Consider the following 17,276-nt stretch of genomic DNA (forward strand, 5'->3'; position numbering starts at 1 on the left):
TCCAGATACAGCCGGACCGCTCGTGCCTTCAGCTCGTCCGGGTATTTCTTCGGTGCTGCCACGCGGGGCTCCTTCCCGGTCCTATCGGACCATGCTCAAAGCCCTCCAAGGAAGCGGGGGAACCTCATTCCGAGTGGCGGCAGGTGCAGAGCAACACCGTATGGAAGGGAAAGGCTAGGTTGTTCGCTCGTTTCAGGCGTAAGTCCGCGACGCGATCGCAGTTGGAAGCGCTGGTCGATCGGCTGGAGCTGCCGGAGGACTGGAGTGTAGAGGATTTCTTGAGCTCGCTCGAGCGCGTGCGGGGACGCAAAGTCATTTGTATGCCACTGCCGGTGGACGCCCCGGTGGGGCTGTGCGGGTTGTGGCTGGCGCGTGCGCATGACGACGTCATCGTGCATCGGCTCTCGTCGGACCCGACTCAGGAGCGGCACGTAATCGGCCACGAGGTGGCGCATCTGCTGCTCGGTCATGGCCATCGTGCCTCGCCGGCGAAGGTGGCACAGATGCTTATGGGCGTCGCGCCGGAGGGTGAGATGGAGGCGTCCATGATCAAAGCCGCCCGTTGGGCCAACAGCTACGCCGCACGTGACGAGTACGAGGCCGAGTTCTTTGCGACGCTGATCATGACTCGTGCACGGGGCAACGACGGGGAACGGCATTGATCGCTCGCGGCGAACGTTTGGTGGGAAAGCCCGACGGGTTGCCGGATCGGCGCACCCTGGCAGCTCTGATGCTTCTGGCAGTCGTCGGGGGACAGGCCGCCAACGGCGTCCACATCAGGACGACGGCGGCAGGGTGTAGAGGAGTTCTATGAGCGCGTCGACCATCGCACCGCTGAGCTTGTAGCCCTTTTCCTCGTCGAAGATGTGGTTGCGAGCAGCGGCTTGGGCGACGCCGGCATGCTTGAGCGCGAGTTCGAAGCGTACCTGGCGCTCCACATCCTCGCGCACCCGACGCTCCATGTCCTCGCGTATCCGGCGTTCCTTCTCCTCGTCGTTGAGCTCGTCTTCCTCGAGCGGCTTGGGCGGAGTGTTGCCGTGCAGAGCAGCGACCGCGCTGCCGGGCTTCCAGTCGACCGCGACGTCCACCTTGCCGAGGGTGGTGAGACTGGGAATGTGGCCTTCGGCTCGTTCGAGTTGTCCCAGCGTCTTTTCGGACATATCGCCAACTGCGGCGGCTTGGGCGATGGTCCGGCCGAGTTTAAGTCGGCGGGCACGTACTAGTTCGCCGAATCGCTTGAGCTGCGCCACGTCCATGGACAGGAATAGTACCGGCAACCTATACGGCTTGTGTGACACTCCCATGTCAGCCGCCTACCTGTAATCCCAGCTCGATCGGATCAAACAGCGCCAGCGCTCACTGCACGAAGTGGCAATCTTTTCCGTTGACATTCCTACCGATTTCACATTAGCTTCACTTGGTGCGGTGGTTCGATGCACCTGAGCGTCCGCGGAGGGAGGCTGCGGGCGCGTCGAGTCGGCGGCAGCCTCCTCAGGCAGGGCGGTGCGAATGGGCATCTACGGACACAGGTCGACGGTCGTCCTGAGCGACCGCGCACATCTCGGCGGTCTTCGAGCTGAGAGATGGAGTTCTGGGGTACGGGGTCACGGCCCTCCCGTTCAGGGGTTATGGAGGTGGTCGTGTCGAATGACCGATCGGTGGTTGCGCGCAGGCGACCGCCCGAGATTGGCGACACTGGTGATGCTGCGTTCGGCTGATTCTGCGGCGGCCAGCGAAGCGGATTCCGGGCGGGTTGCTCGCCACGAGGATCGAGGTCGGCAGGGCGAGACATGTGCCAGTGTTCGCGGAAGTCGCAGCGGCCGGGCTCGCCTGCCCGAACCCGGGATTCAGCGAGAGAACCGTGGGCTGGTTGCGGGTTTCGCAACGAGGGGCCACTGCTGCGGCCGATGGTTTGGCGAGTTTCCGATCACCGGGGGCAGCAGACCCGCTGCAGTTTCAACGGCTGCGATGGATCAGCGATGAACAGGAGTTTGATGCACGCGATTCCGCAGCTGATCGGAAGCGTGGCGGCGTTGATCGCCGTTGCCGTGGTCGCGGTGTGCGTGCTGTCGCCGGACCCCCCTGTCACCGGCCTGTCGCCGTGCGTGCCGACTGCCGACCGCGGAACGGCGGCGGGAGGCTTGCGGCTGCCACTCGGCCAGGGATCGGCGGGGCTGTGATCTTGCAATGGAGTCATGGGGGAGGGATTGATGTTCAGAACCATCGTCCACGCGACCAGAAGTGATGCGCGAAGCTGGGATAGAGGCTGCTGCGTTATGCGCGGCGAGATCGAACCGGGCGCAGTCGGAGTCGACGTTCAGCCAGGAAGCGGGGAGTCGAACCCATCACGGCGGCGTCCCGCGCTCGCGCTCGCGCACCCGCTTGAATGCAGCCCGGACGTCATCGACCGAGATATCGAGGACAGCAGCAAATTTCGCGGCAGTCTGGTCGGTGATCGTCGCGACCTCACCACGCTCGATCGACGACCAGGTGCTGGTCGGCATCTTTGCAAGCCTCGCACAGTCGGTCTGCGTCAGCCCACGAATGTTGCGGTAGTAGCTCAACATCCGCGCCTCGGGCTTGACGATGATCAGCTCGTTCAGCGGCACGTCGAGTTCTGTGGCGACCTTCGCCAGCGTGAGCACCTGAGGTTTGCGGTTGCCTTTGACCCAGTGGTAGAGCGTGGCCAGACCCACACCGGTCGCCCGCGACAAGTCGGCGAGGCTGTCGTAGCCACGACGTTCGTAGGCGTGAACGAACGCGGCCGGGTCGAACCCGGTCATGATCGTTCTGGTCACGCCGCCCCTCGGCGTCGGCCGCTCATGCGTCGACACGATGCCACCTGCCATATACGATCGTCACAGGCGATTGGTAAAAGCGAGAAGCAATACCGAGAATCGCGGGGGTGGTCGATCGGATAGCCACTCGTAGGCAGTGAAAAGGGCATGGCCCGTCCCCTCTGTTGGCGCAGGGGGGACGGGGAGAAACCACTCCATGGACTACTGGCTGGACACCTGGTCCGGGAGTTTCGGCAGAACCTGGAGGATCTGCATGTTCACAGTAGATCGATCTCGTCGGTGCGTCAGGCCGACTCGAATCCGTGTGGTGGCCACCGCGCTGCCGCTGGCGGTGCTGATCTTCGGCGGCGGCATCGCGCATGCCGTTCCTGGCGATCAGGCTGGTGTCACCGATAACCCGTCGGCGGATCAGAGCGGGGTGACGACTCCCTCTGTCCCGGATGAACAGGCGGGCGTCTCGACCCCGCCGCGCACACCGGCGCCGCCGCCGCGCCCGCAGGAGCAGTCCCCGCTGGGTGCAGTGATTCCTGACCCGGCCCCCCGCGCGCCCAGCGATTATCGCGCGCTGCCACGCCCGGACAATCGCAGCGGCAATAGCGGCGGCGATGGCTCGGGTCTGTGGCAGGGCCCGGGTCGGCCCAGCACGCCGGCACCGTCATTGGGCGAGGAGTTGGGCGGTCTGCATGCACCGCAGCCGGTCGAGCCGCCCAAGCTGCTGACCCCGCCCCCGCCGAATCTGCTCGGTGTCGGCGACGCCACGATCGTCTCTCCGCTTCCGGCGGACGCGACGTGGGAGATCAACGAGCACTTGGCCGAGGCGCAGGCTGTGACCGACGGATGGTTCCAGTCGATCGGGTTCAGCGAGAATCGCTCGACGAGGATGGCGGTCGGCGGCGTGGCCGGTGGCGCCCTGGGTGCGGCGATCGGGTTCACCACCGCATGCGTGCCCGTGGCAATCGTGACCGGTGCCGGTGGTGCGCTGATCGGCGCCGGAGTCGGTGCCGCGCTGGGGGCTACAGTGCCGATTCCGGTGCCCGGGGTCGACAGCCTGCCCGGTGCGGTGGTGGGTGCCGGGATCGGTGCGGCGGCCGGTGCCGCCGCGGGCTGCGCGGCGGCTGGTGCGGTTGGTGCCGCGCTCGGTGGCGCGGCCGGTGCGGTGCTCGGGGTTGCGGTTACCGCCGGTGACGGCTCGGCGCTGCCACCGCGTCCGGAGACCCCGCCGCCTGCGGAGGCCGCACCGCCACCCTCCATCCACGATCAGGTGCAAGCCGTCGTCGACAACACCATCTTCGCCGGTGAGCAGGCGGTGGACTGGGCCGAGGCTCAGCCGAGGGGACAGGCTGCACTCGCCGACGCTGCGGCATTCGCCGAGGACGGAATCGAGTGGGTGCAACAACAGACGTGGGCCGCGCCCGCCGCCGTGGCCGTGACCAGGGCCGCGCAGGACGCGGTGGAGTGGGCGCAGTCTCAGCCACAGCTCGCTGAAGTCATCGACGCCGCGGTCGACGTCATCGACCACACTCCGCCGCTGGCACCCGGCCAGCTTGGACCGTTCACCGACCAGGCCAACGCGGCGCTCGCGGCCGTGCAAGCCGCTGTTGGCTGACGTTCCCAGTCCATCGCTCGGAGGTGAAGACCATGACCAAAAGCAGTGGTGGTGTCCTGATCGCGGTGGCTTTCGCCGGCGGGGCGGCACTGGCGGTGCTCGCAGCGTCGGCTGCCACGCCGACGGTGTCGGCGCTACCGCCTATCCCGAACACCGACTTTCACTTGTATCCGCCGGGGACACCGTGCTTTCTCGGTCCTGGGCCGCTCGGAAAGATCGTCGCGTACCCGGTGCACGGGTCTCCCGGCCAGACGCATCACATCTGTGAGCAGCTGATTCCCGGCACAGACGGGTTCTACGAGTGAACACGCAGCGACCTCCGTCTGAGCAGGTCGGTCTTGTCGACTGGTTCGACGCGGCGGGCCGCGCGAGCCGCAAGGGCGATGCGATGTTGCTGGTAGGTGCACCGAAACCACGCCGACACCGCACGTTCGGTGCGCGCGCACGCCGGGCAGGACGCACTGGTCGGGTGTTGCTCGGGACGGTCGCGGCACTGGCCGTGTCCGCGGGCGCGGCGGCGGCGTTGAGCGGCGGACCGGGGAAGGAATCGAGTTCGACGGCCCTTGGGCTGGCCTCGACCACGCCGTCGACGGCTCCGGCCGTCGCGGCGGCCAGGCAGTGCGGGCCCTCGACCGAGACGGGCGTCGTGCGCGGCAACGGGCCCGGTGGCACCGATTCCGGGCCTGCGGCGATCTTGGCGTTCGAGCACAGCTACTACGTGCTGCGCAACGGCGCCAAAGCTCGGGAGGTCGTCACCGAGGATGCGGCGGTCTCGGACGCCGACCGGATTCAGGCCGGAGCCAACAGCATTCCGCTCGGCACCACTCATTGCGTCGTGATCCGCCCCGAAGCTCCTGGGCAGTTTCTCGTCGAGCTGACCGAGTTTCGCCCAGGCGGGACGAACGCCTTCTTTCGCCAACGCATCACCACCACGGTGCGAGACGGCCGCACCCTCATCACCAGCATCAACAGGGCCTAGGAGGACCAGGCGATGAAGCAGTGGGCTCGCAGAGCCATCGTCGGAGTGGTTGCCGCGGTGTCGGTGACCTCCACCGTGTCGATGACCGGCGCTGGGCAGGCCTCCGCGCTCGCCTCGTCGGGCTGCACTCCCTACACCGCCGTCCTCGCGCCGGGGACCTGGGAGACCACCAGCACTGCCGACCCGTATGCACCGGTCGGGATGCTCAAGCCCGTCGGCGATGGGTTGCAGCAGAAGTTCGGTTCGGGCATCACCGTGATGTATGTGCCCTATGCGGCATCGGCGTTCGATCAGGGGCTGGCCTACGCCCAGTCAAAGGCGACGCTCGTCAGCAAGATCACTGAGATGCTGAGCGGGTTGTGCGGGTCGACGAAGGTTGTGCTCGCCGGGTACAGCCAGGGCGCGGACGGCATGGGCGATGTGGCCTCCGCGATCGGCAACGGCCGCGGCCCGATCGCGGCTGACCGGGTGCTCGGGGTCGGGCTGTTGTCGGATCCGCGTCGTGATCCGGAGGCCGCTCAGGAGCTGGGCGCCCAGCAGCCCGGACATGGGCTGGCCGGTGTGCGGCCCGGCGGGTTCGGCGCGCTGGCTGCGGTGGTGCGCTCGATCTGCGGTGAGGGTGATCTGTACTGCTCGGTGTCGGAGTCGGCCAGTCCGTTCATCTCCTCGATCGGCCAGATTCTGGGCGGCAATGCCGACAAGTCCACCCCGCAGGGGCAGCTGTCGCAGTCGCTGGTCTCCGACTTCTCCCGCGCCGACCTGACCGGGATCGCCTCGACGGTGTCGACTTTGGGCGATCGTGCTCGGGCGCTGGCAACCGGTTCGGAGGTCGGCTCGCTGGGCACCGCGACCGGTGTGGCCGGTGTCGGAGCGGGCGCTAGTTCGCTGGTGGGCACCCTGTCGCCGTTGCAGGACGTGCAGAACTTCGTGAAGAACAACCCAGGTGCGGCGCAGACGTTGAAGTCCGCGCCGGCGGGGTCACCGGAGTCCTCGGCAGCGAAGGTGCTCGACGCGGCGGGGCAGATCGACATCGTGGGCGCAATCAGTAGTGCGGCGTCGCTGGCGAATTTGGCGTCCCAGATCCTTGCGGGCTCGTCGGCTGCACAAAGCGGCGGCGCCGACGCCTTGGGCGCGCTGAGCCCGCGCGCCGAACAGCTGGCCTCGGCCACCGCGCCGTTGCGGGGTCTGGACACCTCCACCCTCACCCAAGGGCTGGGCATCCTGAAGCTGCTCAAGCCCAACACCATCATCAAGCAGGTCACCAATATCGGCTCCGGAGTCGCGCAGACCGCGGGCAACATGCCCCAGATCCTCGACAGCTTCGCCAAGCTACCGGGCGCTATCGCCGCCGGGGACATCAACGGCGCGCACAAGCTGGCCGGGGACATCAACAACCTGTTCTCCCCGGTGATCAAGATGGCCGCCGGGGTCGACCTGGGGCTGGTCGCATCGATCATCAACGCGGCCAGTGTTTTCGACCCCTCCGGGTGGACGACGATCGCCGGATTGATCGTGGGTGTGCTGGCGAATCTGGACATCATTCGCATCGCCAACGACATTGGCCAAGCCCAAGAGGTGCTGTGGGGCGCGGTCGACAAACTCGCCAAGGGTGACCTGCTCGGGGCGGGCGCGGCGATGACCGGGCTGGCGCCGGTCGGCATCGATCTCGCCGCGGCCGTAGCCGGGATGTTCACCGGCGGACAGAAGCTCGATCCGTCCCAGCTCGGGCAGCCCGGTGCGGTCGACACGCAGCGCACCGCGCTGGTCTCCGCCGTCGGCAACGGCGATCTGGGCGGCATGGCGAGCGCGTTGACCAGCATCGCCGGGTCCAAAGGAGTCGGCGACCTGCTCGAGGTGGCCCGCCAGGGCCTGGATGTCGCGTCGTTCTACGCCAGCAACGCGCACACCGACTACGGGCAAGGGGTCCAGCTTTTGCTGGTGTTCCTGGTTGGCCAAATCGGTTCATAGCAAACGCATTCCAGTGATTCATCGAGACGTAGGGAGGAGGGTGATCGTGCCGACATCGACGGCCTGGGCGGGCTTGCCGCTGCCCGGCACGGTCATCGTGTGCTCGGCGAACTCGAGCGCGGCGCCGGGAGGACGCCACCGGTTGTAGACGGTTCGAGGCTTCGACTTTGTTCTGTTCGTGCCCTGGGCGGGGTCGACACGACGACTGACACGAAAGACGGTGAAGGTGAGCGATTCAGCGGCCAGCGGATCCAGCAAGGGCTGGATGCTGGGAGTGGCGGTGTGCAGCCTGGTGCTGCTCGGCGCTGCCGCGCTGATCGGGTCGGGGCGGCTGCCGGAAGATCCGCGGGAGGCGAATTGCCTTCCTACCGTCGGGCCAATGGCGCCGTCAGGGTCGGTCGTGTTCCCCATGCGAGAAGGGACCTACGTCGTCTCCGACGTGTTCGGCTCCCGCGGCGGCACGCACAAGGGCGTCGACCTGGCCGCGCCCGCCGGAACCCTGATCTACGCCGCCGCCGACGGCACCGTCGCCGACGCCGGACCGGCCTCGGGGTTCGGTCACTGGGTAGTGCTGGACAGCATGGTGGGCGACAAGACCGTTTCCACCGTCTACGGGCACATGTGGGCCGAGGGAGTGCTGGTGCGCAAAGGCCAGCAGGTCCGTGCGGGCGAGCCGATCGCCAAGGTCGGCTCAGACGGCGAATCTTCTGGTCCGCACCTGCATCTGGAGGTCTACCCCGGCGGGAAGTTCTCCGGCGGGCAGGCCATCGACCCTCTAGGCTGGTTCGCTCGCGCCAAGACACCCTCCGATACATCGGCGGACGCGGCCACCAGCGCGCCGACCACGACCGGGCAGAGCCAAGTCTCTCTGGTGGCCGCGGTCAGGCCGTCCCCTGGTGTCGGGTGCGGGCCCGGTGTCGGCAGCGCGGGCCTGGACGTGGCCAGGTTCCTCGCCGACTACCCCGGCGCGGCACCGTTCGTGCCCTGGATCAACAAGGGCGCGCAGGCATGCACCGCCACCTCGGCGCCGCTGATCGCCGCGCAGTTGCGCAACGAGTCCGGGTTCAGAAAAGGCATGGTCAGCCCGGCCGGCGCGAAGGGCTACGCGCAGTTCATGGATGGCACCTGGGCGACCTACGGCGTGGACGGTGACGGTGACGGTACCCGCGACCCGAACTCGATCGGCGACGCGGTCATGTCGCAGGCCAACTACAACTGCGTGCTGATGAAGATCGTCAAGGACGAGATGGCCGCCGGCAGACTCCATGGCGATCCCGTCGAGTTGCTGCTGAGCATGTACAACTGCGGGCCCGGCGGCACCCTCGCCGCTGGGACGGTGTGCCCGAACGCCGAGACACAGGCATACGTCAAAGAGATTCCCGCGACCGCACGCAAGTGGTCGCTGCCCACTCCGCAACCCCGGTCGATGCTCGCTGGCGCCTTCGGTGAGCGCGCGGTCACCGCCGCGCGCCGCTGGGAAGGCACCCCGTTTGTGTGGGGCGGCGGAAACACGGAAGGACCCACCGGTGGCCGCGACGGCGGCGGGGTCGGGTTCGACTGCTCCGGGCTGATGATCTACGCCATCGCTGCGGCCAGCAATGGCCGGATCGTGCTGGCGCACTATACCGCCCAGCAACTCAACGACCCGCGCGGCAAGTCCGTACCCGCCGACCAGATCGCCCCGGGCGACCTGGTGTTCCCCGCAGGCGCCGACCCCCAGCACGTCGCTATGTACATCGGCAATGGGCAGGTCGTTCACGCACCGACGTTCGGAATTCCCGTCAAGGTCTCACCGATCGCCGAAGCCGTCGGCTCCACCTTCCAAGCCCGGAGGTTCACCGCATGAACACAACTGCAAGTTCTCTGCCTCCGAGATGGCGCGTCCTGCAACTGGAGTGGGAACAGGGTTGGCGTGGCCGGAGTCTTCCATCGCAAGGTTCGCCTGGACGCGAGGTGGTGAGATGAGGCCACCGTTCCCTTACTTCGGCGGCAAGATGACTGTGGCTGCGAAGATCGCGGATCTTCTTCCGCCTCACCAGCATTATGTTGAGCCATTCGCAGGCAGCTTGTCAGTATTGCTGGCCAAGCCAGTGACTCGGTTCGAGACGGTCAATGATCTCCACCAGGAGTTGATGACGTTCTGGAAGGTGCTGCGCGACAGGCCCGCAGAGTTGGCGCGGATATGCGCGCTGACACCGCATTCCCGGGCCGAGTATGTTGCGGCGTCCGATCTCGACAACGGTGACGACCTGGAGGTCGCGCGTCGTGTGTGGGTACGCCTGTCTCAGTCGCGCAGTGGTCTGCTGGGGAAGAGGACCGGATGGCGGTTCTATATCGATCCTGCTGGCAGCAGCTCGTCGATGCCGAATTACCTCTCCGGGTATGTGCGGCGGTTCGCCGCAGTCGCCGACCGACTGCATGACGTGAGCCTGGAGTGCAGGCCCGCGCTGGAGGTGATCGACGCCTACGGACGGTCTCCGGATGTGTGTCTGTACGCCGATCCGCCGTATCTCGGGTCGACCCGGAACGGCACGAACTACGCGCATGAGATGTTCTCGGACGCCGAGCATTCGGCGCTGTTGGAGCGTTTGCTGCGTTGCAGGGCTTCTGTGGTGTTGTCGGGATATGCATCGGAGCTGTACGACACGGCGCTGACGGGGTGGGCGCGGGTTGAGATTTCGTCGTTCAACGGCAACGCAGCATCAGGGACGCGCACCGAGGTCGTGTGGTCCAACCGTGAAATTTCGCAACCGACGTTGGATCTCGAATTGTTCAGAGCGGGGGAGGCGCGTTGATGACCGTGCAACCAGGAAATCCCACACCGCCACAATTCGAGCCCGCTGTGAGACCAGAGGACCGAATGACCGACCTTGTGTCGATCTTGTGTAGCCCGCGCGGCGGCCTACGCCGCCGACTCCTACGGGGTGCTGGCGTAGCAGTTAGCACGCTCGCTGTGTTGTGCGGATGTGGCAACCCCGACGACGGGGCAGTGAGCCCGTCGACGACGCCCACGCGGCCGTGGGCCCAGCAGTGGACACCGGGCATGCAGAGCACGACTCGGCCTCCGGTGATCACCGCGACCGCCCTGCCGCCGCAGCAGTCCGGTGTCGATCGCGCCGATCCGGTGGCGGTGGCGATCGCGGCCATGCAGGTGTGGTTCACGTGGGACACCGCTACCGATGATGGCCCCAACGACGCTGCTGCTCGCGCTGCGCCGCTGCTGACCAGCTCCCTGGCTCAGGCGATGACCAGCAACACCCCTGTCGGCTCCCCGGGCGCGGACTGGATGGGCTGGAGCGCGCAGCACGCGCGGCTGGTGGCCACGGCCTGCCGGGGTGCCGAGCCGGTCCCGCCGCCGTCGGCGACCACCGCCTATACCCAGCTGGTGGTCGAGCAGGCCGTGACCCTGCCCGACGACGTGGTGACCACCACCGTGCAGACCATCGTCGACGTCAAGCTCACCCGGGGCGCCAGCGGATGGGAGGTGGCCTCTGTCCAACAACGGTGACCACGTCTCGCGCCTCGATGAAAGGACTCCTATTTTCATGACCGATCGCAGTTACCCCGCCGAACCGCCGGTGAACCTCCGTGCGGTCCGCAAGACTTCTCCGCGGCCCGCCGACGACGACAGCGCCGGTAACGACGACGCCATTGTCCCGGCATCCGGTGGCGCGCCTCGCCGAACACCGCTGGCCGATTCCCCCGACACGTTCACTCCCACCGAGGAAGAGGTCTCCGCGCCTCGTCCGGCGGTGCAGGAACTGGCCGGGCTGATGCCCGACTCCGAAGGCATGGACGGTGATCCGGCTCAGTGGGGATTCCGTGGATGGGCCAACGCCGCGAGCGGCGGCGTGCTGCGGCTCAAGCCGAAGACCCCCGAGATCGAGGCCCGCGCCGCGCTGGCCGCGGTGCGTCAGCAGTGGGTCGGGCAGCAGACCATCATGGTCGCCAATCCCAAAGGTGGGGAGGGCAAGACGATTGCGGCCCTGATGTTGGGCAGCATCTTCGGTGAGGCCCGCGGCACGGGCGTCGTGGTGTGGGACACCAACGAAGCCGACGGCACGCTCGGATACCGCGCGGCCGTGGCCAAGCCTCCGGCCACGGTGGCGCATCTGCTCGAACACGCGGAGGATCTGGCGCACCCGTCGACCCCGGTCTCCGCGCTGACGGCGTTCCTGCGGATGCAGCCCACCCGCGCGGAAATCTTGGCTGCCGCGGCGCCTGAGCCCGGTCGCCAGCTCACCGCCGACGACTGCCGCGCCATCCATCGCGTTCTTGCCAGGTTCCGGGAGCTGCTGATCCTCGACACTGGGAACAACCGCAGCCGCTCGACGTGGCTGTGGGCTGCGTACACCGCGCACCTGCTGGTCATTCCGATGACGCTGCGTGAGGACTCTGCTCGGGTGGTGTGCCAAATGCTGGCGTCGCTACATCGATTGGGTCTGTACACGCTGATCACCAATGCGATCGTGGTGCTCACCGTGCCTCCGAGCGGGATCATCGCCAAGCGCCGCGAGGCAATCCTGCATGCGCTGCGCGATCACGGCATCCGCAACGCGGTGGAGGTGCCCTTCGATCCGGTGCTCGCCGACGGCGGCATCATCCACCACGCCAAGCTCGCCGAGAACACCGTGACCGCGTGGACGCGGGTGGCGGCAATGGCGGCGACTTCGCTGGCGGCCTCCTCGCAGCTGCGTGCGCCGAGCTACCTGCCCTCGGCCACCGGTCGTTTCCACGCCACCCCCGACGATCCACCGCTGTCGGGGCAACGGCTCACCACCCACCAGACACGGCTGTTGCCCGAGCAGGACAGCGGCCTACCCACTACCACCGACCGATTGCACCGCTTCGGCGCCTGAGTCGTCAGGAAGGAACAAAGCCACCATGAACAGCCCTCGTACTCCTCTCCGATCGAACGCGACTCGCACCGCCGTTGTGGCAGCGGTGTTCGTCGCGACAATGCTGATGTCCACCGGTACCGCGGCGGCCGAGGTCGGCGAACTCTACGCCAAGGGCGTCAACCCCTTCGACGGGATTGTGCCCGACTTCGCGATCTTCGGTGCCGAGTTCAACAACGCCTGGAGAAAGATCCTTGCCGGTCTGTGGGCCATCGCGTTCGTCATCGTCGGCGCGGGCTTCATCCGGGCGATCATCGACTACCAGAGCGCCAAGAAGGGTGGTTATGCCCAAGGCGTGGCCGAGAAGGCGGAGTCGGCGAAGTCGTCGGCGATCGCGTTGGGCGCGCTGTCGGGGCTGCCGATCATCGTCGGCGCAATCATCTCGGTGTTCTGACTCTGCTCGACCGAAATCCTAACGACTGAAGGGGAATTGCAATGGCCAAGGACTTCTCGAAGGCATCTCGCGGGCAAAGTTCACAATCATCGACACCATCGTCGGCGAGCACCGCGCGCGGCGGCAGCGCGGCCGCGGCGAAGACCAGCTGGACCTCTCCGCCCAGGCTGTATTTCGCGATCGCCGGATTCCTCGCGCTGGTGCTTGTGCTGGTGCTGGCATTCGCCAGCGGCGGTGGTGAGGACTCCCCGGCCGCCGCGCCGAAGGCGGCGACCGTGCACGGGCCCAGTTCGTTCGCCGATGGTCTGCCCTCGGGCTACACCCGGGACAAGGGTGGTGCGGCCACAGCGGCGGTCAATGTGATCCAGGCGATCAGCAAGGCCAACCGCGGCCGCGCCGACATCACCACGGTTTCGCAGCGGCTGATCGCGTCGAATCCCTCGGAGGCGTTGACCAAGGTGCTCGCCGACGCCAAGAACCGTCCTGCCACCGACGATGTGTTCAACACCGTCCCGGCCACGGTCACCGTGGGGACCATCACCGAGCAGGAAGCCGAGGTGGCCGTGTGGACGGTCACCGCCGGCCAGTCGGTCATCAACGCCGCAGGGCAGAAGGCGACCAGCACCGTGTGGGCGACGACCACCGTCGGGCTGGTGTGGGAGAACGGTGACTGGAAGGCCCGAAACTGGCGGTTCCAGGTCGGTCCGGAGCCCGCAGAGGTGTCAGCCCCCAACCACGATCCCAAGGCGATCGAGTCCGGCTACTACAGCTTCTTCATCAACTAGGGCGGCCGCGATGATTCGTCGATTCGTTCTGCTGGTGGCGGCCGCCGTGGTGACCGCGATCGTCCCTGGGACGGGTGCTGCCGCGGCGCAGCCGCAGAATTCGCCCTCACCCGGCAACGGCCCCGCGGCAGTGTCGAACACGACGTCGCTGCCGCAGAACTTCCCGGCGGATCTGCGGAAATATGTCGGCGGGACCGAGGAATTCAAGTCCGCGGAGTGGTTCACCGGTCCCTGCCAGGCACGCGGCGGCGACATGGGCACCTACCTGTCGGGCATGTTGACCAACGAGAACCGGTTGCTGTGGTGGTCGCTGCCCGATGAGGGCAAGAAGGCTCTGCTGGTGGGGAACTCTGCGTTCACCGCCACCAACCGGGCAAACGCCGAGGCTGCGGCCGAGCAGTTCGTGCAGGAGGGCAAGGAACCCGGCGACGAGCACCTGCCGAAGGTGTTCCCAGCCGGGGACGCCACCTATCACCCGCCCAAAGGCGTGTGCGCCGACGATCTCAAGGGCTGGGCTAGTGCATCGTCGAATACCTGGGGCTTCGAGTGGGTAGCACCCGACGCCACCTCGGTGCGGGCCGCGAAGTCGGCCCGTGGCGGTGACAAGGTGCCTGAGGAGGCGTGGACCAAGTCGTGTGCTTCGGAAGAGACCGGTATCTACTGCTCTCACGCCTTCTTCGTCAACTGCCAAAAGGCTGGCGACAGTGGCAACGTCGATGATTTGCAGCGGTGCCGGGATTGGAACGCCGCCGTCGGACGACTGTTCGCGGGCACGGCGAACTGGATCGATCAGAACACCTCGCTCGGGGACCGCGTCGGTTCTTTCCTCGGGGCAGTGGTCTCGAAGACCCCGGTCTGGCAAGAAGGCAAGTGGGTTGTCTCCGCGCTGTCGGGTATCGGGGACGCGGTCATCAAGACCGTGAAGTTCATCGACGATCCCACCTCGATCGCCGACGACTGGGCCAACAGCATCAAACCGGCCGCCATCGACTTCTCCACCAAGGTTCTCAAATCGCTGTCGGGCAGCGGGCATTTCGACCCTGGCGCGGACTGGTTCGTGCGCCAATATCAGGTGGCTGTCGCGATCGGCTTCATCCTGATGGCGTTCATGTCGGTGCTGGCCGTGCGGCGCGCGGCCACGCGCGGCTCCACCGGGGAGCTGGCGGAGTCGCTGTTCCAGTATCTGCCGCTGTCGGTGTTCCTGGCGTTGTTCGCACCGGGGTTCGCCGCACTGCTGATCGAGCTGACCAGCAGCCTGTCCGACAGCCTCGCCGAATGGGGCGGTACCCCGACCGGGGAAATGATCGCCCACATCGGCGAGTTCAACACCGCCACTAACGCCTCCTTCCCCGGTGGTTCCCTGGTGGCGATCATCATGTTCGGGCTGCTGCTGCTCGGCGCGCTGGTCATGTGGCTGGGGTTGATGTTGCACGACTACGGGCTGCCGTTGGCGGGCGCGGTGTCGGGTGTCTCCGTGTTCTTGATGATCCACCCCAAATACCGACACAAGGCTTTGCGCCCGGTGTTCTTGTTCATGGGGATCGCCTTCAGCGTCCCGGCCTTGTTCTTCCTGCTGTCGGTGCTGTTCACTGCCGCCAACACCGTCTACGTCGAAGGCTCTGACGACGGGCTCGGCATGGTCGCCAAGGTGTTCCAGGTCGGTCTGGCCATGGTGATGGTCGGTCTGGCCCCGCGGGCCCTGCTGAAGTGGGCGCCGATCCTGCCCACGGCGGCCGACAGCGAAGACTTCGGATCCGGGTCCTCCATAATCGGCGACACGGTGAACTCTGCCGGTAACGCACTGATGTTCGCCCGCGGCGGCGACCACGGGGTCGGCGCCGCCCAGCCTATCGCCCGTGTGGACGGCGCAGACGGCGGGGGAACCGCAGGAACCAACGCCAACGCTGGCAGTGGTGGTGGCACGGGGGACAGCGCGGGCCCCACCGGCGACGCGAGCAATCCACTGACGCGCACATACCGCGAGAAGGGCACCGACGGCCAAGGCACCTCTCCGGCGATCGGGACGGCGGGTGCTCACCCCGGCATTGCGGCCACCGGCGACAAGGGTGCGGCCGATGTCGGTGCCGCCGCGTCCGGGGCCGCATCGGGTGGTGCGACCATCGCGGCCGCGGTCGGCATCCAGGCAGTGTCCTCGGCGATCAACAAGGCCAAGAGCGAAGCCGACGACACCGCACCACGCGCGGACGACGACCGATAGGCCGGGAAAGGAGCCGAGAATGTCTGCACCCACGGTGGAAGTCCGGATCGCGCAACTGGACCCGGAGGTCCGTCGCCGCGGCATATTCGGGCTGTCGCGGATCATGGTGATCGCCTGGTCGGTCACCATCGCCCTGGCTATCCTGCTGTGGCTGTCGGTGCGAGGATGGCCCGGCGCGATCGCGGGCGGTCTGCTGCTGGTGGCGTTGGCGCTCTCGACGATCGAATTCGGTGACCAGCCGTCCTACGCTCAACGCAGCATCTTCCGGTGGCGTAACTACTGGCGCCGCCGCCGCGGCGAGCACATTTTCTGGTCGGCCGCCGACCGCGGCGACTTCACCGGCGTGCCCTCGCCGCGGTATGACCCCGACACGGACCCGGCGTGGGTTCACCCGGTGCCGTTGGGCCGCGTCGAGCCGCTGCCGCTGCAAGGCACTGGATTCGACTCGCTGTTCATCCTGCGCCACTCCAACCCGGGCGAGAATGACTATCTCAGCGTCGTCGTGCAGGTCGAAGGCCTCAAGGGCGGATTGCGCTCCAACGGCGCGTATGCGGCGTCATGGCAGTCGTATGGCTATCTGGAAGCCGAGTTGGCCAAGGCGGGATCGTTTATCCGGGGAACCCAGCAGGTGCACCGCTCAGTGTCCTATGACCTCACCCCGCACATCGACTGGTACGCCAACCAACTGGTCAACACCGACGGACGGCTGGAGCCGATGGTGGACTCCTACTGGGATGCTCTCGAGGAGATTCGGCCGCTCGCCGAGGAGCACCGCGTCTGGTACGTGCTGAAGATCCCTGTCGACGACCAGTTCATCACCGCTGCAGCCGGCCGCGACGCCTGGGGGCAGGGCCGCCGCGCCGAGATCGGCTGGGCCAGCGTGGTCAAAGACGAGCTGGAGCGCTTCGAGTCGCTGCTGCGCGGCGCCGGAATGGGCGAGGTCACCGTGCTGGGCGAACGCCGCACGTGCGCGGTGATCCGAGCGTTGATGGACCCGTCGTTCGCCCTCGACGACGACCGGGACGTCGACTGGGAAACCTGCTGGCAGTCCTATTGGGGTGAGAAGGACGCCGTCGTGGTCAACGACCGCTGGTACACCAGGATCGCGCATGTCCCTCCCGGGGCGGTCGAGCCGACACCGCTGGGCCCGCTGTGGCTGCATCCGCTGCTGGTGGGCGTGGAAGCCGACGAAGGCAGCGAGGACCAGGAACGTGCCGCCACCATCCGCACCGTGAGCGTGCGCATGGACTTCACCCCCGACTACATCGCCCGCGAACAGGCAAAAGCAGACCTGACCCAAGACGCCGCCAAGGCAGCCGACGAGGCCAAGAAGGGACAGATCGACGACGGCACCGGCGAAGTGATGATGACCTCCTCGCAGCGGCGGCGCCGAGACCTCAAGCCGGGCAACAACGTGCACGGCATGACGTGGTCGATGTGGGTGTCGGTCACCGGCCGCGACCCCGACGACCTGCGCCGGGCCTGCATCCGCGTCTCCAATGCCGCGGGCAAGTCGGCGATCAAGAAGTTGGCCTGGCAAGACGAAATCCATGACGTCACCCAGATCACCAATCTGCCCCTGGCGCGGGGCATGGCCGGCAGCAAAGAAGCACGGACGGCGTAGAGGGGC

The 17,276-nt window shown here is 67.0% G+C and carries 17 protein-coding genes; 14 read left to right on the forward strand and 3 right to left on the reverse strand.

The features are described from left to right. Positions 1–143 precede the first annotated feature (143 nt). Complete coding sequence (locus GVY64_RS29335; RefSeq protein ID WP_159848451.1) at positions 144–662, forward strand: hypothetical protein; 519 nt, start codon at positions 144–146, stop codon at positions 660–662. Positions 663–776: 114 nt separating this feature from the next. On the opposite strand, the gene GVY64_RS29340 is transcribed toward GVY64_RS29335, so the two are convergent. Beyond that, positions 777–1,256, reverse strand: a complete 480-nt coding sequence (locus GVY64_RS29340) for a helix-turn-helix domain-containing protein (RefSeq protein ID WP_159848454.1) — start codon at positions 1,254–1,256, stop codon at positions 777–779. Positions 1,257–1,979: 723 nt separating this feature from the next. On the opposite strand from GVY64_RS29340, the gene GVY64_RS29345 reads away from it, so the two are divergent. After that, positions 1,980–2,180 carry a hypothetical protein gene (locus tag GVY64_RS29345; protein WP_159848457.1) on the forward strand — a complete coding sequence of 67 codons (201 nt, stop codon included), beginning with the start codon at positions 1,980–1,982 and terminating at the stop codon, positions 2,178–2,180. Between the two features lie 165 nt (positions 2,181–2,345). Here the strand turns inward: GVY64_RS29345 and GVY64_RS29350 are convergent, their stop codons facing one another. Beyond that, on the reverse strand, positions 2,346–2,834 hold the full coding sequence (locus tag GVY64_RS29350; RefSeq protein WP_159848460.1) for a helix-turn-helix transcriptional regulator: 489 nt from the start codon (positions 2,832–2,834) through the stop codon (positions 2,346–2,348). 271 nt (positions 2,835–3,105) lie between these two features. Between GVY64_RS29350 and GVY64_RS29355 the strand changes: the two genes are divergently transcribed. From GVY64_RS29355 to GVY64_RS29370, 4 genes are all read left to right on the forward strand, one after another. After that, positions 3,106–4,404 (forward strand): hypothetical protein, encoded by a 1,299-nt coding sequence (locus GVY64_RS29355; RefSeq protein WP_159848463.1) that lies wholly within the window; start codon positions 3,106–3,108, stop codon positions 4,402–4,404. Positions 4,405–4,436: 32 nt separating this feature from the next. Further along, positions 4,437–4,709, forward strand: a complete 273-nt coding sequence (locus tag GVY64_RS29360) for a hypothetical protein (protein WP_159848466.1) — start codon at positions 4,437–4,439, stop codon at positions 4,707–4,709. Positions 4,710–4,873: 164 nt separating this feature from the next. Continuing rightward, a complete protein-coding gene (locus GVY64_RS29365) occupies positions 4,874–5,383 on the forward strand; it encodes a hypothetical protein (protein WP_159848469.1) in 510 nt (169 codons plus the stop codon). A gap of 12 nt (positions 5,384–5,395) precedes the next feature. Continuing rightward, positions 5,396–7,351: a cutinase family protein gene (locus tag GVY64_RS29370; RefSeq protein WP_159848471.1), complete on the forward strand. Its 1,956-nt coding sequence runs from the start codon at positions 5,396–5,398 to the stop codon at positions 7,349–7,351. 18 nt (positions 7,352–7,369) lie between these two features. Here the strand turns inward: GVY64_RS29370 and GVY64_RS29375 are convergent, their stop codons facing one another. Continuing rightward, a complete protein-coding gene (locus GVY64_RS29375) occupies positions 7,370–7,609 on the reverse strand; it encodes a hypothetical protein (RefSeq protein WP_159848473.1) in 240 nt (79 codons plus the stop codon). 121 nt (positions 7,610–7,730) lie between these two features. Between GVY64_RS29375 and GVY64_RS29380 the strand changes: the two genes are divergently transcribed. The 8 genes from GVY64_RS29380 (at position 7,731) to GVY64_RS29415 (ending at position 17,270) form a co-directional block, all read left to right on the forward strand. Continuing rightward, complete coding sequence (locus tag GVY64_RS29380; protein WP_159848475.1) at positions 7,731–9,197, forward strand: peptidoglycan DD-metalloendopeptidase family protein; 1,467 nt, start codon at positions 7,731–7,733, stop codon at positions 9,195–9,197. 115 nt (positions 9,198–9,312) lie between these two features. Continuing rightward, on the forward strand, positions 9,313–10,146 hold the full coding sequence (locus GVY64_RS29385) for a DNA adenine methylase (protein ID WP_159848476.1): 834 nt from the start codon (positions 9,313–9,315) through the stop codon (positions 10,144–10,146). A gap of 248 nt (positions 10,147–10,394) precedes the next feature. Then, positions 10,395–10,859, forward strand: a complete 465-nt coding sequence (locus tag GVY64_RS29390; protein WP_159848477.1) for a hypothetical protein — start codon at positions 10,395–10,397, stop codon at positions 10,857–10,859. Positions 10,860–10,896: 37 nt separating this feature from the next. Next, the gene (locus GVY64_RS29395; RefSeq protein WP_159848478.1) at positions 10,897–12,210 is read left to right on the forward strand and encodes a MinD/ParA family ATP-binding protein; all 1,314 of its coding nucleotides are present in this window, start codon (positions 10,897–10,899) and stop codon (positions 12,208–12,210) included. A gap of 76 nt (positions 12,211–12,286) precedes the next feature. Beyond that, positions 12,287–12,643, forward strand: coding sequence for a hypothetical protein (locus GVY64_RS29400; protein WP_236567330.1), 357 nt, complete (start codon positions 12,287–12,289; stop codon positions 12,641–12,643). A 41-nt stretch (positions 12,644–12,684) separates the two neighbouring features. Further along, a complete protein-coding gene (locus GVY64_RS29405) occupies positions 12,685–13,428 on the forward strand; it encodes a hypothetical protein (RefSeq protein WP_159848479.1) in 744 nt (247 codons plus the stop codon). Then, positions 13,310–15,646 carry a hypothetical protein gene (locus GVY64_RS29410; protein WP_159848480.1) on the forward strand — a complete coding sequence of 779 codons (2,337 nt, stop codon included), beginning with the start codon at positions 13,310–13,312 and terminating at the stop codon, positions 15,644–15,646. The genes GVY64_RS29405 and GVY64_RS29410 overlap by 119 nt, the downstream gene beginning before the upstream one ends. A 19-nt stretch (positions 15,647–15,665) precedes the next feature. After that, positions 15,666–17,270, forward strand: coding sequence for a hypothetical protein (locus tag GVY64_RS29415; RefSeq protein WP_159848481.1), 1,605 nt, complete (start codon positions 15,666–15,668; stop codon positions 17,268–17,270). Positions 17,271–17,276: the final 6 nt, after the last annotated feature.

The sequence above is a fragment of the Nocardia sp. CY41 genome, from assembly GCF_009829325.1.
GTDB lineage: Bacteria > Actinomycetota > Actinomycetes > Mycobacteriales > Mycobacteriaceae > Nocardia.